The 23,536-nt window shown below is 65.8% G+C and carries 26 protein-coding genes and 1 tRNA gene; 20 read left to right on the forward strand and 7 right to left on the reverse strand.

What is annotated here, in order from left to right:
* Positions 1–81: 81 nt before the first annotated feature.
* The 13 genes from HYG81_RS36295 to HYG81_RS36355 all read left to right on the forward strand — a co-directional run bounded on the left by HYG81_RS36295 (position 82) and on the right by HYG81_RS36355 (position 14,871).
* Positions 82–819: an NAD(P)/FAD-dependent oxidoreductase gene (locus HYG81_RS36295; RefSeq protein ID WP_180841016.1), complete on the forward strand. Its 738-nt coding sequence runs from the start codon at positions 82–84 to the stop codon at positions 817–819.
* Between the two features lie 100 nt (positions 820–919).
* Positions 920–3,067: an IucA/IucC family protein gene (locus HYG81_RS36300; protein ID WP_180841017.1), complete on the forward strand. Its 2,148-nt coding sequence runs from the start codon at positions 920–922 to the stop codon at positions 3,065–3,067.
* A 190-nt stretch (positions 3,068–3,257) separates the two neighbouring features.
* Entirely contained in the window at positions 3,258–4,430 is a 1,173-nt protein-coding gene (gene coaBC, locus HYG81_RS36305; RefSeq protein ID WP_180841018.1) for a bifunctional phosphopantothenoylcysteine decarboxylase/phosphopantothenate--cysteine ligase CoaBC, read from the forward strand.
* Positions 4,431–4,545: 115 nt separating this feature from the next.
* Positions 4,546–5,226 (forward strand): DUF7344 domain-containing protein, encoded by a 681-nt coding sequence (locus HYG81_RS36310; RefSeq protein WP_425607528.1) that lies wholly within the window; start codon positions 4,546–4,548, stop codon positions 5,224–5,226.
* Positions 5,227–5,364: 138 nt separating this feature from the next.
* Positions 5,365–5,934, forward strand: coding sequence for a hypoxanthine/guanine phosphoribosyltransferase (gene hpt / locus HYG81_RS36315; RefSeq protein WP_180841019.1), 570 nt, complete (start codon positions 5,365–5,367; stop codon positions 5,932–5,934).
* Positions 5,935–6,089: 155 nt separating this feature from the next.
* Positions 6,090–7,751 (forward strand): ABC transporter substrate-binding protein, encoded by a 1,662-nt coding sequence (locus tag HYG81_RS36320; RefSeq protein ID WP_180841020.1) that lies wholly within the window; start codon positions 6,090–6,092, stop codon positions 7,749–7,751.
* A 22-nt stretch (positions 7,752–7,773) separates the two neighbouring features.
* Positions 7,774–8,721 carry an ABC transporter permease gene (locus HYG81_RS36325; protein WP_180841021.1) on the forward strand — a complete coding sequence of 316 codons (948 nt, stop codon included), beginning with the start codon at positions 7,774–7,776 and terminating at the stop codon, positions 8,719–8,721.
* 12 nt (positions 8,722–8,733) lie between these two features.
* The gene (locus tag HYG81_RS36330; protein ID WP_180841022.1) at positions 8,734–9,858 is read left to right on the forward strand and encodes an ABC transporter permease; all 1,125 of its coding nucleotides are present in this window, start codon (positions 8,734–8,736) and stop codon (positions 9,856–9,858) included.
* Positions 9,858–10,937: an ABC transporter ATP-binding protein gene (locus HYG81_RS36335; protein ID WP_180841023.1), complete on the forward strand. Its 1,080-nt coding sequence runs from the start codon at positions 9,858–9,860 to the stop codon at positions 10,935–10,937. Before HYG81_RS36330 ends, HYG81_RS36335 begins: the two co-directional genes overlap by 1 nt.
* The gene (locus HYG81_RS36340) at positions 10,934–12,262 is read left to right on the forward strand and encodes an ABC transporter ATP-binding protein (protein WP_180841024.1); all 1,329 of its coding nucleotides are present in this window, start codon (positions 10,934–10,936) and stop codon (positions 12,260–12,262) included. Before HYG81_RS36335 ends, HYG81_RS36340 begins: the two co-directional genes overlap by 4 nt.
* On the forward strand, positions 12,259–12,792 hold the full coding sequence (locus HYG81_RS36345) for a DUF7974 family protein (RefSeq protein WP_180841025.1): 534 nt from the start codon (positions 12,259–12,261) through the stop codon (positions 12,790–12,792). The genes HYG81_RS36340 and HYG81_RS36345 overlap by 4 nt, the downstream gene beginning before the upstream one ends.
* A gap of 163 nt (positions 12,793–12,955) precedes the next feature.
* Entirely contained in the window at positions 12,956–13,978 is a 1,023-nt protein-coding gene (locus tag HYG81_RS36350) for an ABC transporter ATP-binding protein (protein WP_180841026.1), read from the forward strand.
* Positions 13,975–14,871: an ABC transporter permease subunit gene (locus HYG81_RS36355; RefSeq protein ID WP_180841027.1), complete on the forward strand. Its 897-nt coding sequence runs from the start codon at positions 13,975–13,977 to the stop codon at positions 14,869–14,871. The genes HYG81_RS36350 and HYG81_RS36355 overlap by 4 nt, the downstream gene beginning before the upstream one ends.
* A gap of 218 nt (positions 14,872–15,089) precedes the next feature.
* Here HYG81_RS36355 and HYG81_RS36360 read toward each other — a convergent pair.
* The 3 genes from HYG81_RS36360 to HYG81_RS36370 form a co-directional block, all read right to left on the reverse strand.
* Positions 15,090–15,164 (reverse strand) — tRNA-Met (locus tag HYG81_RS36360).
* Between the two features lie 66 nt (positions 15,165–15,230).
* The gene (locus HYG81_RS36365; RefSeq protein WP_180841028.1) at positions 15,231–15,677 is read right to left on the reverse strand and encodes a GtrA family protein; all 447 of its coding nucleotides are present in this window, start codon (positions 15,675–15,677) and stop codon (positions 15,231–15,233) included.
* A 141-nt stretch (positions 15,678–15,818) separates the two neighbouring features.
* Complete coding sequence (locus HYG81_RS36370; protein WP_180841029.1) at positions 15,819–16,097, reverse strand: HAH_0734 family protein; 279 nt, start codon at positions 16,095–16,097, stop codon at positions 15,819–15,821.
* Between the two features lie 130 nt (positions 16,098–16,227).
* Here HYG81_RS36370 and HYG81_RS36375 point away from each other — a divergent pair, with 130 nt between their 5' ends.
* From HYG81_RS36375 to HYG81_RS36395, 5 genes are read left to right on the forward strand one after another with little or no spacing between them, the layout of a single operon-like run.
* Positions 16,228–16,509: a 50S ribosomal protein L44e gene (locus tag HYG81_RS36375; RefSeq protein ID WP_098724294.1), complete on the forward strand. Its 282-nt coding sequence runs from the start codon at positions 16,228–16,230 to the stop codon at positions 16,507–16,509.
* A 5-nt stretch (positions 16,510–16,514) separates the two neighbouring features.
* Entirely contained in the window at positions 16,515–16,688 is a 174-nt protein-coding gene (locus HYG81_RS36380) for a 30S ribosomal protein S27e (protein WP_097378458.1), read from the forward strand.
* On the forward strand, positions 16,685–17,485 hold the full coding sequence (locus HYG81_RS36385; protein ID WP_180841030.1) for a translation initiation factor IF-2 subunit alpha: 801 nt from the start codon (positions 16,685–16,687) through the stop codon (positions 17,483–17,485). The genes HYG81_RS36380 and HYG81_RS36385 overlap by 4 nt, the downstream gene beginning before the upstream one ends.
* Before the next feature lie 6 nt (positions 17,486–17,491).
* Entirely contained in the window at positions 17,492–17,671 is a 180-nt protein-coding gene (locus HYG81_RS36390; RefSeq protein WP_180841031.1) for an RNA-protein complex protein Nop10, read from the forward strand.
* A 6-nt stretch (positions 17,672–17,677) separates the two neighbouring features.
* On the forward strand, positions 17,678–18,445 hold the full coding sequence (locus tag HYG81_RS36395; RefSeq protein ID WP_180841032.1) for a proteasome assembly chaperone family protein: 768 nt from the start codon (positions 17,678–17,680) through the stop codon (positions 18,443–18,445).
* A 57-nt stretch (positions 18,446–18,502) separates the two neighbouring features.
* On the opposite strand, the gene HYG81_RS36400 is transcribed toward HYG81_RS36395, so the two are convergent.
* Positions 18,503–18,868, reverse strand: coding sequence for a DUF7344 domain-containing protein (locus HYG81_RS36400; protein ID WP_340674428.1), 366 nt, complete (start codon positions 18,866–18,868; stop codon positions 18,503–18,505).
* A gap of 77 nt (positions 18,869–18,945) precedes the next feature.
* Positions 18,946–19,725 (reverse strand): DUF7839 domain-containing protein, encoded by a 780-nt coding sequence (locus tag HYG81_RS36405; RefSeq protein ID WP_180841034.1) that lies wholly within the window; start codon positions 19,723–19,725, stop codon positions 18,946–18,948.
* 111 nt (positions 19,726–19,836) lie between these two features.
* Between HYG81_RS36405 and artA the strand changes: the two genes are divergently transcribed.
* Positions 19,837–20,952 (forward strand): archaeosortase A, encoded by a 1,116-nt coding sequence (gene artA / locus HYG81_RS36410; RefSeq protein WP_180841035.1) that lies wholly within the window; start codon positions 19,837–19,839, stop codon positions 20,950–20,952.
* Entirely contained in the window at positions 20,945–21,658 is a 714-nt protein-coding gene (locus tag HYG81_RS36415; RefSeq protein ID WP_180841036.1) for a metallophosphoesterase, read from the forward strand. Before artA ends, HYG81_RS36415 begins: the two co-directional genes overlap by 8 nt.
* 250 nt (positions 21,659–21,908) lie before the next feature.
* Here the strand turns inward: HYG81_RS36415 and HYG81_RS36420 are convergent, their stop codons facing one another.
* Both HYG81_RS36420 and HYG81_RS36425 read right to left on the reverse strand, forming a co-directional pair.
* Positions 21,909–23,249 (reverse strand): NAD(P)/FAD-dependent oxidoreductase, encoded by a 1,341-nt coding sequence (locus tag HYG81_RS36420; RefSeq protein ID WP_180841037.1) that lies wholly within the window; start codon positions 23,247–23,249, stop codon positions 21,909–21,911.
* A gap of 138 nt (positions 23,250–23,387) precedes the next feature.
* Positions 23,388–23,525 (reverse strand): transporter, encoded by a 138-nt coding sequence (locus tag HYG81_RS36425; protein ID WP_180841038.1) that lies wholly within the window; start codon positions 23,523–23,525, stop codon positions 23,388–23,390.
* Positions 23,526–23,536: the final 11 nt, after the last annotated feature.

The following is a 23,536-nucleotide window of genomic DNA, read 5'->3' on the forward strand; positions in this document are numbered from 1 at the left end:
GTCCGACCGAACTCGTCGCGCTCCGTTTCGGGGCCGCGACGGACGACAACCTTCTATACCCGCGACGGGCAACGAACGGGCATGCGAGACGTCTGTATCGTCGGCGGGGGCGTCGCCGGCCTCGCCGCCTCGATCTTCACCGCACGCGCGGGACTGGATACCCTCGTCATCGACGGGGGCGAATCGATCCTCGCGCGCAACGCCAGCCTCGAGAACTATCCCGGCTTTCCCGAAGGCGTCGACGCGCGCCGCTACCTGCGACTGAGCCGCGAACAGGCCCGCAACGCTGGCGCCGAGTTCGAACTCGGTCGGGTCACGAGCACGGAACTGGTCGACGAGACGGATCTCGAGGCCGGTTTCGTCCTCGAGACCGAGGGCGGCGAGCCCCTCGAGGCGCGGCGGGTGATCGCGGCCTCGTGGTCGGACAGCGAGTATCTCGTCCCGCTCGACGTGGGTCGCATCCAGCGCGGGAGCAAATACTTCGTCGATACCGACGAGGCCGGCCGGACGGCCGTCGACGGCGTCTACGCCGCGGGCCGACTCGCGGAGGAACCCCACCAGACGATCGTCGCCGCGGGGCACGGTGCGAAGGTCGCCCTCGCCGCGATCCACGATTCGGACGCGAACTTCTATCACGACTGGGTCGCGCCGGAAGGCTACTTCACCGGCCGCGGGCGCGAGGTGCCGCCGGGCTGTGAGGAAATCGACGACGCGGAACGACGCGAGCGAGACGAAAAAGCGAGGGCCCGCATGCTCGAGGCCTTCGAGGAACCGCTCGACGAAGAGCCGACGATGCATCCCAGCGTCGAACGGGATTGAGCACCAGCATTCGCGTCGAATCGCCGTTTTCACGAACCGGACCGCCCCCCGTGAGTTAACACGGTCCGCGTCGAACTCCCGTACTGGTTCTTTCGCGACGATGAACGGGACGAATCGACGGAATCCGGAACAGCGATCGCTCGCCACGGCCGCGGAACGAGACGCGCTCGGTGCCGCGACCGGATACGCTCGAGCGCACGGACTCACGACGCCAGCCGAGGCGGCCTATCTCGAGGCGCTCGATGATGCACGCCGGGAGATTCTGCACCGGTTCGTTCGCGGCGTGCTTCGCGGCGATCCGAACGGGCTCCCCGACTCGCGTCTCGTGGCGCTCGAGTCGCTGTCGTCGGCTCCGGTCGTTCCGGACGCACCCGACCCGCTTTCGGCCCTCGAGCGGGAGCGACTGCAGTCGATCGTCGCGCCGCGTCCCGAGGCGTGTCGCCGGCTCGCGCTCGTTCCGTTGCCCGCGTCCGGAAGCGTCCTGATCGCGGGCATCGCGGCGAGACACGGCTACGACCGGTTCCGACTGGTCGGGCCGGTCCATCGCTGGTCGGCGGACGGTGACGCGGATTCGTCACCGCCGACGGACGCCGACCGAGTCGCCCATCCGGTGGAACTCGTCCCGATGCTCGAGCGCGAGGGCGCGTTCAGCGACGCCGAGCAGGCCGAACGGATCCGGGCGGAAGTGGCCGAGAGCGTCGCCAACCTCGCGCTCGCACGACTCGCCGCGGCCGTGCATGCACAGGTCGAACCGGAGCCGGACTCCGGATCGCCGCTCGAGACCGTCGCGAGCGGGATTTCGGCCGCCGACGCCGCCGCGCCGTTCGAGCGGATCGTCACCGACGGCCACCCCTTCCATCCCAGCGGCAAGATCCGACGCGGAATGACCCCTGCCGAGGGACTCGCGTACGCGCCCGAGTTCACCGACCGGATCGATCTCCGCTTCGTCGCGATCGACCGGGAGTACGCCCTCGAGACGCGCGCGACGGGTGCCGACCGGTCGACCGCTCGGCTGCTCGACGCGTTCGACGGGCTCGAAGGCGCGCTCGAGCGGGCGCTCCCTGCGGCGCGCGAACCCGGCGAGTACGCCGTCGTTCCCGTCCATCCGCTCCAGTACCATCGCACGATTCCGGACCGCTACGCCAGCCAGCGTGCAGACGGCCGCGTCGTTCCCCTCCCCGAGTACGCGCAGCCGGCGATGCCGCAGCTCAACCTCCGGACGGTGGTTCCGTACGAGACCGAACGAACCGGAGACGGGCCGCTGCCACGCTGCAAGCTCGCGATTCCCGTCCAGACGACGAACGTCGTTCGAACGCTGTCGCCAAATGCCGTGGCGAACGGCCCACAGGTGACCGACGTCGTGCGAACGATCGAGGAGCGGGAATCGCTCGAGACGCTGGGGCTGCTGGCCGAACCCGCGGCGACGTGCTACTACCCGCCCGGCGGCCCTCACTCGAGCGGCGAGGGATACGACGACGCTCGCCACCTCTCGGGTCTCCTTCGGACGCCGCCGGCTGAGCATCCGCTCGTGACTGACGATACCGTTCCGGTGGTGGCCTCGAGTCTCGTCGCCGACTCACCGGCCAGCGGACGGCCGCTCGTCTGCGACCTGATCGATCGGTACGGGGCGAACCGGGGGGAGACGAGCACCGCGGACGCGGCGCTCGCGTTCGTCGAGCAGTACGCGAGCGTCGTCGTCCCCGAACAGCTCCTGGTGCTCTGTACGTACGGGATCGCCCTCGAGAGCCACCTCCAGAACAGTCTGATCGTCTTCGACCGCGAAGACGCCCGTCCGGAAGCGACCCTGGTGCGCGACCTCGGCGGGATTCGGGTCCACGGGGACCGTCTCGCCGAGCACGGACTCTCCCTCGAGCCGTATCCGGAATCGGACGTGGACGCCGACAGTGAGGCCGATCTCCACCGGAAGCTGTACTACGCGCTCTTCCAGAATCACCTCGCGGAACTCATCGCGACGATCTGCGACGAACTCGGCGTCGACGAACGGGCCTGCTGGGAACGGATCCGCGAGCAGTGCGAACGGGCCTTCGAGCGTGCTCGAGCGGCGGATGCGGTTCCCGAGGCACGGATCCGACGCGACGAGCGGGCGCTGTTCGCGGAACCGACGGTCCACAAGGCGCTGACAGCGATGCGGCTGCGGGGCAAGCGCCACGAGTACGTGACGAGTGCGGTGTCGAACCCGCTCTCTCCGGACGGACGGCAGCGGATCGATCGCCGCGATGGGACGTAGTGGGTCTCGCCGTTCTCCGTTCGGCCCGAACGGGCTACGGGCCTGAGCGGGCTACGGACTCGTTCGGAGGAGCGACTGACGCGAAGGGGGAGGCCTGCGATGTCGTCGCCGATCACACGCCGGTTCCGGTCGCGACAGTCTGCCGACGCCCCGCTACGCTTAACATACCCCGAGAGAGACTAGCAGACGAATGCTCGAGGGAGTCAACGTCGCGCTCGGGATCACGGGGTCGATCGCGGCCGTGAAAACGGTCGAACTGGCCCACGAGCTGCGACGCCAGGGAGCGGCGGTTCGCGGCGTGATGACCGACAGCGCGCAGGGGATCATCCACCCCTGGGCGGTCGAGTTCGCCACCGAAAACGAGGTCGTCACGGAGATCACGGGGGGCGTCGAACACGTCGACCTCTGCGGCTACGACGGCTGGGCGGACGTATTTTTGATCGCGCCCGCGACGGCCAACACCGTCGGCAAGATAGCAGGTGCCGTCGACGACACGCCCGTCACGACGTGTGCCACGACCGCGCTCGGTGCCGACACGCCGGTCGTCGTCGCGCCCGCGATGCACGAACCGATGTACGACCACCCCGGCGTGCTCGAGGCCATCGACACCGTCTCCGAGTGGGGAATCAACTTCGTCGACCCGCGCATCGAGGAGGGGAAAGCCAAGATCGCGAGCGAAGAGGCGATCGTCTGTGACGTGGCCCGCGCAGCCGGCGACCGACCGCTCGAGGGCGAGCACATCGTCGTCACGAGCGGCGCGACGAGCGAGTCGATCGACCCCGTCCGAGTCATCACGAACCGGTCGTCGGGCAAGATGGGACGAGCGGTCGCGAAAGCCTGTTACGTCCGCGGAGCCGACGCGACGCTCGTCCACGACGGGCCCGACGTGCCCTACGCCGAGACTCGGCGGGTCGAGAGTGCCAGCGAAATGCTTGCGGCCACGCGCGATGCCTGTTCGGACGCCGACGCGCTCGTCTCGGCGGCCGCGATCGGCGACTACACCGTCGAGGAGAGCGACGAGAAGATCCGCTCGGGCCAGGAGCTCACGCTCGAGCTCGAGCCGACGCCGAAGCTCATCGACGAGCTCCGCACTGCATATCCCGACCTGCCGATCGTCGGCTTCAAGACCGAAACCTCCGGCGACGAGGCGGCGATGATCGAGCAGGCCAGAAAGACCCTCGAGCGGGCCGGTCTCGCGTTCGTCGTCGCCAACGACGCGAGCGTGATGGGGTCGGAGACGACGCGCGCACTACTGGTCCACGCGGATGACGCCGCCCGATACGAGGGGACGAAAACCGGACTTGGCAGCGAAATCGCCGACTCGATCGCGGCGGTTCTCGGAGTCGAGTCCGCAGACGGCTGATTTAGCGCTGAGTCCGTCAGGAGAATTATATGGGTGGGGTTCATGCGACCGAACTAATGGGTATTCGACTTGGTTTGGACGCGATCGAACTACCGGAATCGTCCGGCACTCCGAGGTGATCGACGTGGTACAACAACACCGACCTAACGATGGCGACGACCCAAATGATGGAGACGACAGTCCCATCGACGGTGATGTGGCCTCCGCTTCGGACGCCGACGCGACCGACGATCCCGACGCGGCCGACGAGCCGCTCACCAAGGGCGAAATCTTCGAAGTACTGCGAAATCAGCGGCGTCGCTATATCCTGCAATACCTCAAGCAGGACGATCGTCCCGTCGAACTCGGTGACCTCGCCCAGCAGATCGCCGCTTGGGAGTACGACACGACTCTCGAGGGCGTCACTCCCGAGCAGCGAAAGCGGGTCTATACGACGCTCCAGCAGACCCATCTCCCGAAGATGGACGCGGCTGATATCCTTTGCTTCGACTCCGATCGGGGCGTCATCGAGGGGACCGATCGAACCGGAGATATCAGCGTCTACCTCGAGATCGTCCCCGGCCGGGAGTTCGCGTGGCGCGAACTGTACCTCTCGCTGGGCGCGATCAGCTGTGCGCTGGTCGCTGCGCTGTGGCTGGGGATCTATCCGCTCACCCAACTCTCTGATCTCTCCTGGATGACCGTCGTCGCGGCCACGTTTACGCTGACCGCGGTTGCACACATCTACCACGAACGAAACATGCGTCTCGGTCACGGCGACCAGCCACCGGAGCTGAGCTACAGCACGGACGAGTGACCGACTCCGAACAGTCCGGTCGGCCCGAACGGGACGAGCGCCGGGGAGCCTGTAGGGACGGAATTCCCACGTCGGAATATCTCGCGGCTCACTCGCTCGGATCGTCAACTTTTACTCCGCGACGGTTCGACCCACAGCATGGATCAGTTGAAGCAGTCCCTCCTCGAGGCCCCGATCATCGAGAAGAACGGCTATCACTACTTCGTGCATCCGATCAGCGATGGGCTTCCCAAACTCGATCCGGGGCTGCTCCGCGAGATCGTCATCCGAATCATCCGAAAAGCCGAACTCGAGGAGGTCGACCGAATCGTCACCCCCGCGGCGATGGGCATTCACATCTCCACCGCCGTCTCGCTGATGACCGACATCCCGCTGACCGTCATCCGAAAGCGCAAGTACGGCCTCGAGGACGAGGTCGCAATCTCCCAGAAGACCGGCTACTCCGAAAACGAGATGTACATCAACGACGTCCGCGAGGGCGAGCGTGTCCTCGTCCTCGACGACGTCCTCTCGACGGGCGGCACGCTCGCATCGGTGCTCACGGCGCTCCACGAGATCGGTGCGGAGGTCGTCGACACGGTCGCCGTGATCAAGAAGGTCGGCGGCGAGAACAAGGTCGACGACGCCGGCTACGACGTCAAGACGCTGATCAACGTCGACGTCGTCGACGGCGAGGTCGTTATCGTCGACGAGGAAGGCGATCAGTAAGCGCGCTTCGATAAGCAGTTCGTTGAACCGTTCTCACACGAATTACGGACAACCGGCGGACTGCAGACGGAACTGAGACTCGAGTTTGGGGTTTCGACCCCCTCCGTGTCTACTCAACACAAGGAATATGTTTGCAGGATTAGAATCCCACGACGATGGCAGGGAATAGCGTCGGGCCGGGTGAACGCGGTCGGCTGCGACGGCGTTCACTCCTGAAGCGTGCGGGGGCGGCTGGGATCGCGGGACTCGCGGGCTGTCTCAGGTTCGACAGCGTCACGGCCGACGGTCCGGCCGAGGAGCTGATACAGGAGGGGTTCGAGGCGGCAGATATCGAGCCGCCGTTCGAGACCACGATCGCCATCACCCAGGACGAGGAACGGGACAAGTTCGCACAGCTACTCCGGAACGAACTCAACGGGACTGGCTTTTTCGACATCTCGATTACGTCTCAGGACTTCGGCTCTCACGTCGATCTGATGCTCGCCGCGGCCGAGGAGAACGAAAACGTCGTATTCATCTCGAGTTGGACCGGCGGCTGGGATCCCAGCAATTTCGTCGACATGCTCTTTCACTCGGACAGTCACGCGCCGAGTGGGTTCAACGTCGGTCACTACTCCAACGAGACCGTCGACGAGTACCTCGACGCGGGCCTCACCGAAACGAATCACGAAGATCGCGTCGAGAGCTACCAGAACCTGCAGACGGAACTGGTCGCCGACTCGCCGGCGTCCTTCGTTCGCTTTCACGAAGAGACCCACGTCTGGGACGACGACGTCGTCAGTCGCTGGGAGACGTATCCACTCCGGCCAGGGGCGTACTACGCAATATACGCACCCTGGGCCGGCGTTTACACCGATCTCGAGGAGGGGGCCGAATTTATCGGCGACCTCGGGAGCGACGTCACCAACTACGATCCCGTCTCGATAACCGGGACCGTCTCCAGTCAGGCGACGGCACTGCTCTACGAGCAACTCGTCGGCGTCGACTTCGACGGCGATATTCAGCCGATGCTCGCCACCGATTGGGAGCGAATCGACGAAGGGCAAACCGACGGGATGACCTACCGATTCACCCTCCGCGAGGGCGTCCGCTTTCACAACGGCGAAGAGCTCACCGCGGATCACGTCAAAGGCTCGCTCGAACGCTACGAGGGAACGACTCGAGAGAGCGACATCAACGACTGGTACGAGAGCAGCGAGGTTATCGACGACGAGACGATCGAGATCAGTTGCTCACGGGAGTACGGCCCCTTCGAAACCGCGCTGTTCAACGTATCGATCGTTCCGATGGCGGTGATCGACGGCGAACACGACCTCGAGTCGGAGCCCGTCGGAACCGGGCCCTACCGATTCGTCGAACACGAGAGCGACGACCACTGGCGAATGGAGCGGTTCGACGAGTACTGGTACGGGGGCGACAAAGCGGTCCCCGAAACGGCACCGATCGAAACCGTCACGCTCGAGATCATCTCCGAGAAGTCCTCTCGACAGGGCGCACTCGAGGCCGGGAACATCCACTTCAGTTACGGCGTCCCGTCGGCGAGCATCGCTGACTTCGAACGCAACAACGCCTACGACGTTGGTCGTCGCGTCAGCGGCAGCTACGATATGGTGATCTACCCCACGTACCGCGCGCCGTTTTCCGAGCGGTCGGTCCGCCGCGGCTGTAACATGTTGATTCCGCGCGAACGAATCCTCGAGAACGTCTACCGCGGTATCGGCCAACTCGCATATACGCCGATCTCACCGTTGCTCGAGGAGTACACGAGCGAGTCGTTTCAGGAGATGATCGCGGACGAGTACATCCGCCCGAACTAACGGGTCCGTTCCACTTACATCAATGTCGATCGGCCGATACATCTGGACGCGGTTGTTGGTCACGGTGCCAGTCCTTTTCGGCGTCACCGCGTTGACCTTTTCCTTCGTCCACCTGCTGCCGGGCGACGCGGTCGACGCGATCATCGGCTTTCAGGACGTCAGCCCGGCGGTCGAGGCGTCGATCCGGGCCGAGTACCACCTCGACCAGCCGGTGTGGAAACAGTACCTGCTGTGGCTGCGCGACGCGGCCACCCTCGAGTTCGGCGAGTCGCCGATTACCGGTCGCGACGTCACGGCGACGATCGGTCGCCGGCTCCCGGCGACGCTCGCGCTCGGCGGGGCCGCGTGGCTACTCGCGCTCGCTGTCGGGGTTCCCACGGGAATCGTCGCCGCCGTCAGAGAGGGCGAGCCGGCCGACGAACTCGGGCGGATCGCGGCGCTGGCCGGAATCGCGACGCCGAACTTCTGGCTCGGCCTCATCCTGTTGTTCGTCTTCAGCGTCCGATTGGGCTGGTTTCGCGTGATTCCACCGGACGCGCCGCTCGCGAGCCTCGCGATGGCGAAGTTCATGCTCCTGCCGACGATTACGCTGGGGACCGCTTCGGCCGCGCTGGTCATGCGCCTCTTGCGGTCGTCGATGCGCCGGGAACTCGAGGCGGCCTACGTCCGGACCGCACGCGCGAAGGGGCTCCCCGAACGAACGGTGATCCTGAAACACGTTCTGCGAAACGCCCTGCTCCCGATCGTCACCGTCGCCGGCCTCCAGCTTGCATTTCTCGTCGACGGCGCCGTCGTCGTCGAGCAGATATTCTCCTGGCCGGGCATGGGGCGGCTGCTGGTCCGCTCGATCCTGCGGCGGGATTACCCGCTCATCCAGGCGACCGTCCTCGTCATCGGCGTCGCGATCGTCCTCGCGAACCTGCTCGTCGACGTCGTCTACGCGATCCTCGATCCACGCATTCGATACTAACCAATCTACCCAATGAGCGACCGACGTCCCACCACCCAGCGCGGCCGGATTCGCATCGTCGGCTTCGACGACGCCGTCGCGGACCAGCAGGAGGGTAATCGGGAAGACGACGATGACGACGACGCAACAGCGACGGGGCCCATCGCCAGTTCGACGACGCCCGCGGAGACGACACCGAAGACGGAGTCGGAACCCGACCGGCCGAGACGCCGCCTCGAGGACGCGTGGCGTCGATTTCGACGGAATCGAACGGCGATGGTCGGACTGGGAGTGATCGTCGTCATGGCGGTGCTGGCCGTCTTCGCCAGACCGATCGAGGTGTCGACGGCAGATGTGACGATCACGCTCCAGCCGTTTTCGCTGGCACCGTACGATCCGTCCGCGATGTTCGTCGGCCCGGCGAACGCGCCGCCCTCTCGAGCGCACCCTTTCGGGACCGACTGGGCGGGCCGCGATCAACTCTCGCGGGTCCTCGTCGGCGGCCGGTACACGCTGGGGATCGGGCTCGTCGCCGTCGCGCTGGCGCTGTGCGTCGGCGTCCCCCTCGGGGCGATCGCAGGCTATTTCGGCGGCTGGATCGACGAGGCGATCATGCGGCTCGTCGACGTGCTGTACGCCTTCCCGTTTCTGGTGCTGGCGATCGCGATCGTCCCGATCCTCGAGCCGGTGCCAATCCTCGGCGGCGGCTTCTGGACGGTGGTGCTGGCACTGGCCGTCACCGGCTGGATCGGCTACGCTCGACTGTTGCGCGGCGAAGTTCTCTCGGTCCGGGAACGCGAGTACGTCACGGCCGCGAGAGCACTCGGCGTCCCCGATCGGACGGTCATCCGCAGACACGTCGTCCCGAACGCCGTCGCCCCCGTCGTCGTCCAGGCGACGCTCAACGTCGGCACGGTCGTCCTCACCGCGGCGGCGCTCGGCTTCCTCGGGCTCGGCCTCGAGCCGGGGAGCGCCGAGTGGGGCGCGATGCTCTCGCAGGGCCGGAGTTCACTCGTCCGAGGCGACTGGCACATCACCGTTTTCCCCGGGTTCGCGATTTTCCTCTTCGTGCTGGCGATCAACCTCGTCGGTGACGGAATCAACGACGCGCTCGACCCCCACCGGGACGCGAGCGACGAACGGAGGCGGCTGCGCTGATGGCGCTGCTCGAGGTCGAGGATCTCGTCGTCCAGTTCTATACCGAAAACGGCGTCGTTCGGGCGGTCGACGGCATCAGTTACGAGATCCGCGCGGGCGAGACGCTCGGACTCGTCGGTGAGAGCGGTGCTGGCAAGAGCGTCGCCAGCCTCGCCTTGCTCCGCCTGATCGAGTCCCCCGGCGAGATCGTCAGCGGCGAAATCCGGTTTCGCGGACGGAACGTTCTCGAGCTATCGGCCGACGAACTCCGGGCGCTCAGGGGCGACGAGATCGCGATGGTCTTCCAGGACGCCGGGGCGGCGCTCAACCCCGTCTACACCGTCGGCGAACAGATCGCGGAAGCGATCCGCGCACACGAGGCCGTCACCGACGAGACGGCCCGCGACCGTGCGATCGACCTCCTCGAGCGGGTCGGGATCCCGGATCCGGCCGCCCGGTATTCGGACTATCCGCACGAGTTCTCCGGCGGAATGCAACAGCGAGCCGTCATCGCGATGGCGCTGTCCTGCGATCCCGCCCTGCTCGTCTGCGACGAGCCGACGACTGGTCTCGACGTCACGGTCCAGGCCGGGCTCCTCGAATTACTCGCGGACCTCGCGCGGGAGTCCGAGACGGCGATCCAGCTGGTCACCCACGACCTCGGCGTCGTCGCCGAGTTGTGCGATCGGGTGCTGGTGCAGTACGCCGGCGAGATCGTCGAGCGCGCGCCGATCGAGGAGCTGTACTACGACCCCAAACATCCCTACACCGTCGGATTACTGGCTTCGGTTCCTCGAGTAGGCGACGGCCGCGAGCGCCTTACGACCATCCCCGGGACGACCCCCGACCTCGTTGATCCGCCGACCGGCTGCCGGTTCCACCCGCGCTGTCCGTACGCGGAGGACGTCTGCGCCAAACACCACCCGGAACTCGTCGAGACGGAATCGGGAGCCCCCGACGACGGCGATTTCGAAACCCATGCTGCCGCCTGCCTCGAGTACACCGGCGATCTCGAGGACGGGCTGGATTACGAGGTGCAGGTGCGGGACGGAGCGAACGGCGACCGTCACGAGCGAACGACATCGGGTGATCCGCGATGAGGACGACCGACGACGAGCCACTGATTCGAGCCGAAGGCCTCGAGAAACGGTATACGACGGCCGACGGCGTTCTCGACCGATTACTCGGCCGGCACGAGACGGTTCGGGCGGTCGACGGCATCGATCTCGAAATTCGCGCCGGCGAGACCCTCGGGCTGGTCGGTGAAAGCGGCTGCGGCAAGACGACGCTCGGCCGGGCGCTCGTCCGGCTGCTCGAGCCCACCGCGGGCACGGTCACCTACCGCGACACCGAACTGACCGAGTGCTCTCGATCCGAACTCCGGGCGCTGCGATCCGAGATCCAGTACGTCTTCCAGGATCCCCTCGCCAGCTTGAATCCGCAGCTGACCGTCGCCGACGTCGTCGGCGAAGCGCTCGCGGTTCACGACATCGTCCCGCCGGATCGTCGCGACGAGCGCGTTCGGGAGTTGCTCGAAACGGTCGGGCTGCAAGCCAATCACGCCAGCCGGTACCCCCACGAGTTCTCGGGCGGCCAGCGCCAGCGGATCGGCATCGCCCGCGCGCTCGCGGTCGAACCCGAGTTCGTCGTCTGCGACGAGCCGGTTTCCGCGCTCGACGTCTCAGTGCAGGCCGGGATTCTCAACCTGCTCTCCGACCTCCAGGAGGAGTTCGGGCTTTCCTACCTGCTCATCACCCACGACCTCTCGGTGGTCGAGCACATCGCCGACCGGGTGGCCGTGATGTATCTCGGAAAACTCGTCGAAACCGGGACGACTACCGAGGTCTTCGACGTTCCCTCTCATCCCTACACGGAAGCGCTGCTGTCGGCGATCCCCGAACCCGACCCCTGCTGGGCGGGCGATCGAATCGTCCTCGAGGGATCGGTTCCCTCCCCCACCGATCCCCCGTCGGGCTGCCGGTTTCACACGCGCTGTCCGAAGGTTATCCCGCCTGCGGCGTACGACCTCGAGACGGACTCGTTCCGCGCCGTCATGGCGCTTCGAACCCGGCTCGCCGAGGCGGGTGACGATGCGGGGCTCGAGGCGCTGCTCCCGCGAGCCGACGCCCGCGAAGACGCCGTGGCGGCGATCCGGGACGCCAACGGGATCCCCCACCGACTCTCCGATCCGGACGCGGAGGCGGCTCTCGCTGACGCGCTCGAGGTCGCCGCAGCCGGCGATTTCGAGGCCGCACGAGGCCGGCTCGCCTCGGCCTTCGAGACGCCCTGCGAGACGACCGAACCGGCGCTCGAACCGGGAACGGCCGATCATCCGATCGCCTGCCACCGGTTCGACGATCGAATTGCGGGCGATCCCGAGCCGAGCGTCGAATCGAACCGCTACCCGCGAGGGACCGACCGATGAAACGGATCGACGACGCCGACGCGCTCGAGCGGTCGGACGACGATCCGTTCGTACCCGGACGGGAGAGCGACGACGGGATCGGGGGCGGGCGCACGATCGACTGGGCGGCGTTCAGCCACGCGTTCACGCCGCGGACACTTCGCCACCGCGCGATCGACGTCAGCGTCTCGACGGACAAACGCCGATACGAGCCCGGCGAATCGGTCGAGATCACCGTCGCGTTCCGCAACCGGCTTCCGTTCCCGATTCGGATCCGGACCGAGTCGCCGAAGCGTTGGGTCTGGGCTGTCGACGGGGACAGGGAGGCCTCGCAGGTAGCGCGAACGGTACCGGATCGGCCCGCCGCGTTCTCCTTCGCCCGGAGCGAGCGCAAACGCTTCCGGCGGCAGTGGTCCCAGCGAATCCGGGTTTCCGACGACGAGTGGGAGCCGGTCGACGCAGGCACGTACGTGATCGAGGTTCGGATCAACCGCGCGGACGCTACGACCCGCGGTCTCGTCGCTCGAACCGAAATCGAAATCGAGGGCTGACGCGCCGCTCCGGACGGTGCGTCGATCCCCAATCGTATCCCTCGAGCGGTTGCTTCCGAGGATCGAAACGACGGGATGAAAACTATCTATACCACCCCTGGACCTCATTCAGCCGATCTGACAACCCGAATGTTATTTCCGTCTCTTCGTGTGACCCAGGCACATGCCGGCAATACGAACACGGGGACTCACGAAACGCTACGGTGCCGGCGACGAGGCCGTCGTTGCGCTCGAGGGGCTCGACCTCGAGGTCGCGGAGGGGGAGGTATTCGGCTTTCTCGGGCCGAACGGCGCCGGGAAGACGACCACGATCGACCTGTTACTGGACTTCGTCCGACCGAGCGAGGGATCGGCGACCGTCCTCGGCTACGACGCGCAGGACGAGACGGACGCGGTCCGCGACCGCGTCGGGGTACTGCCGGAAGGGTTCGATCTCTGGGACCGCTCGTCGGGCTATCGCCACCTCGAGTTCGCGATCGACTCGCAGGACGGCGAGCGGGAGCCGGACGCGCTCCTGGAGCGGGTCGGCCTCGACCGGGACGACGGGCGGCGGCCGGTCGGAGACTACTCGAAGGGAATGCTCCAACGACTCGCGATGGCGATGGCGCTCGCGGGCGACCCCGACGTGCTCATCCTCGACGAGCCGTCGGGCGGACTCGACCCGAACGGGATTCGGACGATGCAGGAAATCGTCCGCGAGGAGGCCGAGACCGGAACGACTGTCTTCTTCTCGAGTCACATCCTCGGGCAGGTCGCGGCGGTCTGTGACCGGGTCGGTATCCTCGACGACGGCGAACTGGTCACCGTCGACACCATCGAGGGGCTTCGCGACGCGGCCGGCGTGGGATCGCGACTCGTCGTCGAGGTCGCCGGCGAACCCGGGGAGCCGATCGGCGATCTGACGGCGGTCGAGGGCGTCACCGACGTCAGTCGCGCCGAAGACGGACTGCACGTCTCCTACACTGACCCGCGCGCCAAGGCGACGGTCGTCCACCGACTCGTCGAGTCCGACGCGGCGGTGCTGGATTTCGATATCGAGGAAGCGACGCTCGAGGACCTGTTCGCGGCGTTTACCGGATCGGACTCGAGCCGCGAGACCGATCGCCGAGCCGAGCGGGACGTGCGGGTCGAAACCGGGGGCGATGGGCCCGCGCTCGAGGCCGAATCGGAGGAGGTGGACCGATGACCTGGGTCGCGATCGCGCGCAAAGATTTCGAGGACGTCGTGCGTTCGCGGATGGTCTGGGGGATCATCGCGGTCTTCCTGTTCCTGATGGGGATCGTGACGCTCGGCGCGTCGGCCCAGATCGAGGACCCGAGCGCGACGGACGTCATCTTCTTCTTCACGAACGTCGGCGGACAGATATTCGTCCCCATCATCGCGCTGGTCGTCGGCTATATGGCGATCGTCGGGGAGCGTCAGTCCGGCAGCCTCCGGATCCTGTTCGGGCTCTCGCACAACCGCCGCGACGTGCTCTTCGGAAAGCTCGCGAGTCGAACCGGCGTCATCGTCGTCGCGACGCTCGTGGCCTGTGCGTTCGCCGCGGGCCTCATGATCGCCCTGTTCGGCTCGCTGCCCGTCCGGACGGTGCTGGGATTCGTCGCCCTGACGCTCCTGCTCGGAGCCGCCTTCACCGCCATCGCCGTCGGCGTCTCGGCGATGACTGACACCCGAATGCGGGCGATGGGCGGCGCGATCGGCAGCTACATCCTGTTTACCATGGTGTGGCACCCGCTGATCGCCGGCGTCCATTATCTGCTCGAGGGAGAACTCGTCGGGCTCGAGGCACCGGAGTGGTACCTCTTTGCGCTCCGGCTGAACCCGCTCGAGGCGTACAGACAGGCCATGAGCCTGCTGATCGATGGCTACGTGCCGGCGCTGGTCGGTTGGGAGAACATCGTCGAGGACGTTCCGCAGGGGGCGTTACAGGGCGAGGGGGTGCTCACAGTGTCGAACCGCGTCGCTGGGGAAGTACCGTTCTACCTGACGGAGTGGTTCGCCGCCGTCGTCCTGCTCGCGTGGATCGTCGTCCCGATCGCGATCGGCTATCGACGCTTCGAGCGAGCCGATCTGAACTAGCCACCCGCTCTCGTATCTAATGACCCACGCGACGACCGCTCGCTTCGCTCGACGCTCGTTATTGAACCGCTGAAGGGTATCGGGAGGTAAATTTGAACCACGCCGTCACCCTCGCTACGCTCGGGTGCCGTCTGGTTCAAACTACCACTAAACTATTTTCACGGATTCAGTACTCCCTCCTCGTCACACTCGTCGGTCGTCGTTGAATCCGTGAAAAGTAGCGGGAGGTAGATTTGAACTACCGGTCTGCGGGTTATGAGCCCGCCGGAATCTCCTGGCTATCCCATCCCGCTATCACATCATATCCGAGTGCGCTAGTTAAGGGTTGTGATTCGGTTGCCGTATGCGGGTTTCTACCGCTACTCTTGATGGACTTGCCACGTGTAGAGACTCTCACAGGTGTAATTGACGAAGAAGCCGACGCCCATCCCGGCCCCGTTTGCCAGCATATACCAGATGCCGAACTGCCGAACTAGCAACTCGAGTATCGCCAGCGTGACGAGAAACCCACCCAACCGAACTACGTTCGAGCGGAGGAACCGCCGTCCCAGTGCTCGTAACCCGACCTCGCCGTAGCTCGCGAACGTCCACCGTTCGTTGATTACGAAGATGACCACGATACCGAATTCCCAGGAAAAGAGCTTCGCGACCGGCCGTCCGAGTGACGTGGTCTCGACGAGCAAAAAGAGAACGGCGATATCGACGGTTGCACCGACGAGTCCGACGCCGACGAACTGGCGAAACCGGGTCGTTGAGCGCAGCGCACGGACCCGCATCCGGACGGCATCTACGAGCGAATCAGTCATATCGGTCTCGAGCGTATCCACCACTGTCGACGCCGCCGATTTCCCTCTTGCGGTCGCCGCGTAGAAGTGACAACGTTGGAATAAAACGGTCGGACGACGGGCCACGATATCTGGCACGTTCGCCGGCGCGGAGCGACGAGCTCAGATCGCGAGATCGCTCTTCGCTCGGACGACTTCAACGTCCTCGGCGTCGACGCGGTCGACATCGAGGAAGTGCGGCGTGAAGTTTCGTTTCTCGTAGTCCTCGAACTCGTCTTCGGCACCGACGGTACACCAGAGCTGGACCCGGTCGGGACCGTGGTACTCGCCGTTTCTGTTGATCCCGAAACAGACCACCTCCGATTCCCCCTCCGCCGCCTCGTATCGGATGATGGCCCCGTTTCGAATGCCGGGATCCCCGTGGATGATAAGTTGCTTCATAGCTCCGGTTTCACAGGAGAGCGGATTAAACGCTTCGGAGGCCTCTGGGACGACAACTGGCCTTTCGAACGACAGCGAACCAAACGGGTTATAAACGGCGCTATCTTAGGCCACGGCAAGTGAGATAACTATGCAGATGCCACGCCGATTCAATACGTACTGTCCGCACTGCAACGAACATCACGAACACGAAGTCGAAAAGTCCCGAACGGGTCGCTCGAGCGGCATGAAATGGGACGCTCGCCGTACCCGACGGAACAGTTCCTCGATCGGGAACTCCGGCCGTTTCTCGAAGGTACCCGGTGGCGAGAAGCCGACCAAGAAGACCGACCTCAAATACCGATGCAGCGAGTGCGGCAAGGCCCACCTCCGCGAGGGATGGCGCGCCGGCCGACTCGAGTTCCAGGAGTGATACCAATGGCAGGAAATTTCTACAGCGTTCGATGCAGTGACTGCGAGAACGAACAGACCGTCTTCGGCAAGGCCTCCTCGGAGGTCGCCTGTGCCGTCTGTGGCACGACGCTCGTGCGACCGACCGGCGGCAAAGCCGAAATCGAACACGAAATCCTCGAAACAGTCGAGTCACGATGAAGTACAGCGGCTGGCCCGATCCCGGCGAACTCGTCGTCGGCAAGATCGACGAAATCGAGGACTTCGGCGTCTTCGTCGATCTCGAGGAGTACGAGGACAAGCGCGGACTGATCCACATCTCCGAGGTCGCGAGCGGCTGGATCAAAAACACCCGTGACCACGTCCGAGAGGGTCAGATCGCCGTCTGTAAGGTCCTCGACGTCGACGAGAGCTCCCAGCAGATCGACCTCTCGCTCAAAGACGTCAACGACCACCAGCGCTCCGATAAGATTCAGGAGTGGAAAAACGAGCAGAAGGCCGACAACTGGATGGAACTCGCCTTCGGCGAGGAGATCGAGGACGAGGACTACACCGCGATCGCCAACGAACTGATCGCCATCCACGGCGGGCTCTACGAGGGCTTCAAGCAGGCTGCGATCCACGGCGAGGAGGCGCTCGAGGACACCGACCTCGACGACGACGAGATCGAATCGATCGTCGAAACGGCTCGCGAGAACGTCTCGGTGCCGTACGTCAACGTCACCGGCTACGTCGACCTCTCGAACCCCACCGACACCGGGGTCGACGGGATTCGCGAGGCGCTCGAAGCGGCCGAAGGAAACGGCGAGATCCCCGAGGAAGTCGACCTCGAGGTGAGCTACGTCGGTGCGCCCGAGTACCGGATCAAAGTGAAGGCACCGAACTACAAGACCGCCGAATCCCACCTCGAAGAGAGCGCACAGCGAGCGGTCACCGCGATCGAAGGCCACGGCGGCACCGGGCAGTACCACCGCGATCGCCGGACCGACGACGAATAACGACCGATGAAATCCGACATCCGGGTGTGTTCGGCGTGGCACGAGGCCCACGACCGCCCGGTGTACACCCTTTCTGAGAGCTGTCCCGACTGCGGTGCCGAGACGGCGAACAGCGCGCCGGCACCGTTCGATCCGACCGATCCCCACGGCGAGTACCGACGCGCTCTTAAACGTCGCAACCGCTGATACGGTATGGACGAACTCGAGATCGATGTCGTCGCCGAGGTCGAACTGGACGACCCCGTTCTCGTCGAGGGGTTGCCGGGGGTCGGACACGTCGGCACCCTCGCCGTCGAGCACTTGCTCGAGGAACTCGAGGGCGAGAGCACGCTCGTGCGACGGATCTACTCTCGGGAGTTCCCGCCACAGGTGAGCGTCGAGGACGGCGTCTCGGAGCTGACCTGTGCGGAGCTCTACGCCGTCGAGGTTCCCGAGGGCCGTGATCTGCTTCTGTTGACGGGCGACCATCAGGCCCAGAGCAACGACGGCCACTACACGCTCACCGACGCCTTCCTCGACGTCGCCGAGGAGTTCGGCGCGACCGAAGTATACGCGCTCGGCGGCGTGCCGACCGGCGAACTCATCGACGAGTACGCCGTCGTCGGTGCCGTCAGCGACGAATCGCTGCTCGAGGCGCTCGAGGACGCGGGCGTCGAGTTCCGCGAGGACGAACCCGCCGGCGGCATCGTCGGCGTCTCCGGCCTCCTGCTCGGACTGGGCGAGCGCCGCGGCTTCGAGGCGACCTGCCTGATGGGCGAGACCAGCGGCTATCTGGTCGATCCCAAGAGCGCCCGCGCGGTCCTCGAGGTCCTCGAGGAGATGCTTGGCTTCGACCTCGAGTACGAGTCACTCGACGAACGAGCCGACGAGATGGAGGAAGTCATCGGCAAGATTCAGGAGATGGAACAGCAACAGCAGATGGACGTGCCGACGGACGACGATCTGCGATACATCGGGTAACGCCATCGCGTCGCTCTCTGTTGGAGCTGCGTCCGATCGCGCTTCCGTTCCGCTGGACTACGAGAAACGAGAGAGCGGTGGCTCTGGCGGCCACTCGTCGAGTTCCTCGGCGGCCGCGAACAGCACGTCGACGCTCGGGTCGTCGGCGAGCGTGACCGTTCCGTCGCTCCAGTCGACGTCGATTACGCCCTGCTCGAGCAGGGAGGGGAGGTGAATGTGGACTGTTCGGACGCGAGCACGGTCGATTTCTGGAAGAGAGATCTTCTCGCTCGTCGTTCGGTGTCTCCGAGCGGCGATCCGTCGTGAGAGTTCTCCGATGGTACTCTCGCCGTTCCGTTCGCGGAGTTCGTAGAGAAGGTACTGACGGTCGACGCTGGCGAGCACTCTGAATGCCTCCGTCGGCTCCATACGATTGCTACTCAAATGGAAGCCACTCGTCGAGAAAGGGACACCGCCTAAAGGCGTTGGACGCTGCTCCCGTCGCGCGGGCGGCGGGACAGTCAGCCCTCGAGCACTTCGTAGGAGACGTCGGCGTCTCGGAGGGCGTCCGTGACCCGCCCGACCTCGTTGGTCGTGGCGACCGTGGTCACCGCGAGGCCGCGTTCGGCACCGTCGGCAGCGACCGCACCGGCCGCGAACGTGACCGCCGGATCGGTGCCGACCTGTCGACAGGCGACGACCGCCTCGACCCCGGCTGCGACGACGAGGTCGGCGCTTTCGCAGTGCTCGGAGACGGTCTCCGAATCGGCCGCTCGGCTGCCACCGGTCCGTACCGCGGGTACCTGCAGGACGGTGACCGAACCGGGCTCGAGGTCCATGACGCCCTCGAAGCTCGTGACGCCGACGTCGGTGCCGGCCTCGGCGTCGGTGGTCGCGACGCCGGTCGCCGGTCCCTCACCGCCCGGAGTCGCGTGGAGGAGTCCGTCCCTGACCGAGAGCGAGACGGTGTCGCCCTCGTCGATATCGTCGGTCGCGATGTAGGCGGCCTCGCTCATCGCGCCGAGGACGTCCCCGGTGACGTGGTCGGCGAAGCGGCGAACGTCGTCCGCGGTCCGAAAGAGCCAGTCGACGCCTTCGTTGGTGACGCGGTATCTGGATCGGCCCTCCTTCTCGACGAGCCCCTCGTCGACGAGTTCGCGGATGTACTCGCTGACTGCCTGGCTCGTGACGCCGACTTCCTCGGCGATCTCCCCCTGGCTGACCGCGGGCTGGCGCTCGGCGATCTGCACGAGGATCCGAAACCGCGTCGCGGCCCGTTTGTTGTCGAGGACGTCGACCATACGGCTACTGTCTCGCGAGCGCGGCAAAAAGGTACGCGGTCGCGCGGTCGCAGTCAGCGTCGGATCGAGGCGTCAAGTTGATAGCCGGAGAGTCCGTCGGATTGAGTGAATATGCCGGCCCTACCAGCGACGACCGCCGCGAGCACGGGGGTCGTCGATCCCGCGGCGACGGGATCCGCGACGTTCCTCGCTTCGACTGCCGGATCCGTTCCGCTAGCGGACTCGCTCGCGTGGATCGCGATCGGCGCGTTCGTCGCGGCGATGGTCCTCGAGTGGCGCGGTGCCGTCGATCCCGCGCGATACCTCGCCGCGGGCGCCTGGGTCGTCTTCGGCGTCTTCTGGCTGACGATGGTCCCCCACTACTACCTCGAGGTCAAGAGCCCTATCCAAACGCTGCTGACGATCGCCGCGTTGCCGCTGTGTGCCTACGCGGGCTACCTGCTCGTCCGGGGCCGCGAGTCGCTGCTCTTGCTCTCGAAAGCGGTCGCGTTCATGGGACTCATCTATCTGCCGGCCGAGACGATCCCGTTCGTTCGCACCTGGCTGATCGAGACGACCGCATCCCAGACCCATTTCGGGATGGAACTGCTGGGGCACAGCCCCGGCATCGAAGAGGGTTCGAACGGCTACCAGAGCCGCTTCGCCTTCGATCCCGACGAGACGGTCACCGGTCGAACGACCTACATCATCATGTCCTGTACCGGGATCGGCAGCATGGCCATCTTCGGCGGGCTGATCGCGTCGGTCAAGGCGCCGCTCAAACGGAAGATCGTCCCGTTCGCGCTCGCCATCGGGGTCATCTGGTTTCTCAATCTCGTCCGGAACGTCTTCATCGGCCTGGCCTCGCCGTGGGGCTGGTTCCAGCAGGACGTCCTCGTCTACGTCGTCACGGAGTTCATGGGTGCGCCCGCCGACCGGACCTCCTATATCGTCGCCCACAACTTCATCGCCCAGTCGCTGTCGATCGTCGCGCTGCTGGGGATCACCTACCTGGTCGTCCGCCTCCTCCCCGAAGTCTTCGAGCCCCTCGAGGAGGTCCTCTACATCCTGACGGGCACGGAGTACGACCTCGCGGACGCGCTCGGTCAGGAACCGCGTTCCGTCGGCGGCTCGGATACGGTCGCCGCGCCCGAATCGACTTCCGACACCGGTGACACGCCCGATCCCGGCGTCACCGACCCCGATGTCGACCCCGAGTCCGCATCGGGCGAAACGGACGATGACTGACGTCGACATCGACGTCCCGTTCGATGTTTGCGATCGGTCCGTCTACGTTCCCGCCGCGGAGACGCTCGTGCTGGCGGACGTTCACCTCGGCAAAGCGGCCGCCTCGAGCGTCGACGCTCCGATCGACGACGGGAGCGACGTCCTTGAGCGACTGCAGCGATTGCTCGAGTCGACCGAGCCGGCCACGGTCGTCGTCGCCGGCGACCTCTTGCACTCGTTTTCGAAACTCCCGCGCGGCGTCGAGCGGGATCTCGACCGCCTGCTCGAGGCCGTCGACGCGGCCGGTGCCGACCTGATCGTCACGCCGGGCAACCACGATACGATGCTTGCAGCGGCGTTCGACGGCGAGACGGCTCCCGCGTACGAACTGGCCGACAGGGAGACGGTGGTCTGTCACGGCCACGAGCGGCCCGACGCGACGGCCGACCGGTACATCGTCGGTCACGACCATCCCGCGCTGGCGATCGAGGGACGCAAACGGCCGTGTTTCCTCTATGGCCCGGGTAGCTACGACGGGGCGGACGTGCTCGTCCTCCCAGCCTTTACGCGACTGGCCGCCGGTTCCACCGTCAACGGAATGGACGGCCGCGACTTCCAGACGCCGCTGGTCCGGGACGCCGACGGGTTCTACCCCGCGGTCAGGGACGACTCGAGCGGCGAGACGCTCTGGTTTCCGCCGCTGGGCGAGTTACGGCGGTTGCTGTGATCGTCGTCTCCGTGTTCAGTAGAGCAACCTCTTTTACCGGGGTCCTCCCTCGTTCGCTTCGCTCACTCAGTCGAACCCCGGCAAAACCCGTTGATGCCAAAAAGCCGCCGTCGCGGGGTTACACCTCGCTCCGGCGGTGAACCGCTCGCATTGCTCGCGGATTCTCACGTTCTACCGCGCGTTCAGTGTACACCTCTACTGAACGCTACGAACGACTCGAGAGACCGGATCACGACTCGGGGAAACAAGTTTATCCAGACAAATCGTCGATGGCCGCTTTCGCGGCCTCCCGACCGCTCTCCATCGCACCCTGAATGGACGACCATCGCGTGTAGTCGCCCGCGAGATAGACCGGTCCCGCGGGATCGCGGACGTCCGGTAGCCCCTCGAAAAACCCCGGCGGCTGCGCGAACTGGGCGAACGGTACCCGCGCGGTGTGCACCGCCTCGAGCCCGTCGAACCGCCGATCCGGATACCACGACTCGAGCGTCCGTCGCGTCAGCGCAGCGAGATCTTCGTCGCGTTCCGCCCGTTCACCGAGATAGGTCGCGCTGATGAGGGTCACATCATCGGGAGCGTACGCCGGCGCGACCGCGCTGTGGGGCACGACGTGGTTCGGCCCCTGCTCGGTCGCGTTCAACAGCAGCCGCCGATCCGTCTCGAGGCCGGTCCCGGCCGGCAGCGCGTAGTACTGAGTGACACAGCGACGCGCGTCGGTGGGGATCGCGTCGACGCCCGTCAACGCTCGAGCGGCCGGCGGATCGGTCGCGACGACCACCGCGTCAGCCTCGACGGTTCCGGCGTCGGTCTCTACCGTGACGCCCGCATCTGATCCGCACCCGTTGATGCCCTCTTCGGATCCGCGCTCGCCACCGCCGCTCGAGTCGCCGTCGGCTCCCGAGACCGACTCGACCGTGACACCCGTCTCGATCCGCCCGCCGACCTCGCGGACGCTGTCTGCGAGCTGGGTCGGAATCGCTTCAATCCCCGCTGCCGGAACGGCGATTTTGCCCGCCGCGAGGGTCCTGAAGGTGTACTCGAAGACGTGCCTCGAGGTCGACAGCGAGCGGTCGAGGGTGATCCCACCGTAGAACGGTGCGATAAAGTCCTCGACGAACCGCCTCGAGAAGCCGCGCTCGCGGAGGAACGCGTCGATGGTCGCGTCGTCGCCGGCGAACGATGTCGCCGCATCCGCTCGCCGGAGGTCCCACCAGAGCCGGGCGACCCGCAGTGCGTCACCGACGGAGACGGAGGGGTTGGACAGCGTCGCCGGAATCGTTCCGGGCTCGCGGAGCGGGTCCGCGAGCGTCGACAGACCGTCGGGGCTGGCAACGGTAGCACCCGGGGCGAACTGACGTAACTCGAGCGCCTCGCAGTCGAGTTCCCGCTGTACTGCGGGATACGCGGTGAACAGCACCTGAAAGCCGCGATCGAATCGGTAGCCGTCCCGCTCGAGCGTGCGAACGCGGCCGCCGACCGTCTCGCGGCGCTCGAGCAACGCGACGTCGACGCCGCCACCGGCGAGGTGGCGGGCGGCGACCAGTCCGGCCAGTCCGCCGCCGGCGACGATCACCTGCGGAGTCGAGTGCATGGGCGACCGTCGGAGAGCGGCGAATAAAACCGTCGTCCCGACACTGTGTGCTCGAGCGGTTCGAGGAGACGACCGCGCGGGCGACGAACCGTTTCGGACGCCCGCAGCCGAAAGGACGGTGCAGTACTCGAGTCCGCCTTACCGGTCCATCAGGAACCGAAGCACGAGCCCGGCGAGAATCACGGCGACGCCACCGAGTGCGCTCGCGATCGGCGGAATCGGGAAGACGAGCATCACGACGCCGGCGAGGATCACGATCGTCGAGAGTTTGACCATGCGTACTAGCC

This window comes from Natrinema zhouii, assembly GCF_013456555.2.
Classification (GTDB): Archaea; Halobacteriota; Halobacteria; order Halobacteriales; family Natrialbaceae; genus Natrinema; species Natrinema zhouii.

Excerpts from the sequence above, each read along its gene's own strand:
- HYG81_RS36295 (WP_180841016.1), top strand. The coding sequence starts at position 82 with ATGCGAGACGTCTGTATCGTCGGCGGGGGCGTCGCCGGCCTCGCCGCC.
- HYG81_RS36300 (WP_180841017.1), top strand. The coding sequence starts at position 920 with ATGAACGGGACGAATCGACGGAATCCGGAACAGCGATCGCTCGCCACG.
- coaBC (WP_180841018.1), top strand. The coding sequence starts at position 3,258 with ATGCTCGAGGGAGTCAACGTCGCGCTCGGGATCACGGGGTCGATCGCG.
- hpt (WP_180841019.1), top strand. The coding sequence starts at position 5,365 with ATGGATCAGTTGAAGCAGTCCCTCCTCGAGGCCCCGATCATCGAGAAG.
- HYG81_RS36320 (WP_180841020.1), top strand. The coding sequence starts at position 6,090 with ATGGCAGGGAATAGCGTCGGGCCGGGTGAACGCGGTCGGCTGCGACGG.
- HYG81_RS36325 (WP_180841021.1), top strand. The coding sequence starts at position 7,774 with ATGTCGATCGGCCGATACATCTGGACGCGGTTGTTGGTCACGGTGCCA.
- HYG81_RS36330 (WP_180841022.1), top strand. The coding sequence starts at position 8,734 with ATGAGCGACCGACGTCCCACCACCCAGCGCGGCCGGATTCGCATCGTC.
- HYG81_RS36335 (WP_180841023.1), top strand. The coding sequence starts at position 9,858 with ATGGCGCTGCTCGAGGTCGAGGATCTCGTCGTCCAGTTCTATACCGAA.
- HYG81_RS36340 (WP_180841024.1), top strand. The coding sequence starts at position 10,934 with ATGAGGACGACCGACGACGAGCCACTGATTCGAGCCGAAGGCCTCGAG.
- HYG81_RS36345 (WP_180841025.1), top strand. The coding sequence starts at position 12,259 with ATGAAACGGATCGACGACGCCGACGCGCTCGAGCGGTCGGACGACGAT.
- HYG81_RS36350 (WP_180841026.1), top strand. The coding sequence starts at position 12,956 with ATGCCGGCAATACGAACACGGGGACTCACGAAACGCTACGGTGCCGGC.
- HYG81_RS36355 (WP_180841027.1), top strand. The coding sequence starts at position 13,975 with ATGACCTGGGTCGCGATCGCGCGCAAAGATTTCGAGGACGTCGTGCGT.
- HYG81_RS36365 (WP_180841028.1), bottom strand. The coding sequence starts at position 15,677 with ATGACTGATTCGCTCGTAGATGCCGTCCGGATGCGGGTCCGTGCGCTG.
- HYG81_RS36370 (WP_180841029.1), bottom strand. The coding sequence starts at position 16,097 with ATGAAGCAACTTATCATCCACGGGGATCCCGGCATTCGAAACGGGGCC.
- HYG81_RS36375 (WP_098724294.1), top strand. The coding sequence starts at position 16,228 with ATGCAGATGCCACGCCGATTCAATACGTACTGTCCGCACTGCAACGAA.
- HYG81_RS36380 (WP_097378458.1), top strand. The coding sequence starts at position 16,515 with ATGGCAGGAAATTTCTACAGCGTTCGATGCAGTGACTGCGAGAACGAA.
- HYG81_RS36385 (WP_180841030.1), top strand. The coding sequence starts at position 16,685 with ATGAAGTACAGCGGCTGGCCCGATCCCGGCGAACTCGTCGTCGGCAAG.
- HYG81_RS36390 (WP_180841031.1), top strand. The coding sequence starts at position 17,492 with ATGAAATCCGACATCCGGGTGTGTTCGGCGTGGCACGAGGCCCACGAC.
- HYG81_RS36395 (WP_180841032.1), top strand. The coding sequence starts at position 17,678 with ATGGACGAACTCGAGATCGATGTCGTCGCCGAGGTCGAACTGGACGAC.
- HYG81_RS36405 (WP_180841034.1), bottom strand. The coding sequence starts at position 19,725 with ATGGTCGACGTCCTCGACAACAAACGGGCCGCGACGCGGTTTCGGATC.
- artA (WP_180841035.1), top strand. The coding sequence starts at position 19,837 with ATGCCGGCCCTACCAGCGACGACCGCCGCGAGCACGGGGGTCGTCGAT.
- HYG81_RS36415 (WP_180841036.1), top strand. The coding sequence starts at position 20,945 with ATGACTGACGTCGACATCGACGTCCCGTTCGATGTTTGCGATCGGTCC.
- HYG81_RS36420 (WP_180841037.1), bottom strand. The coding sequence starts at position 23,249 with ATGCACTCGACTCCGCAGGTGATCGTCGCCGGCGGCGGACTGGCCGGA.
- HYG81_RS36425 (WP_180841038.1), bottom strand. The coding sequence starts at position 23,525 with ATGGTCAAACTCTCGACGATCGTGATCCTCGCCGGCGTCGTGATGCTC.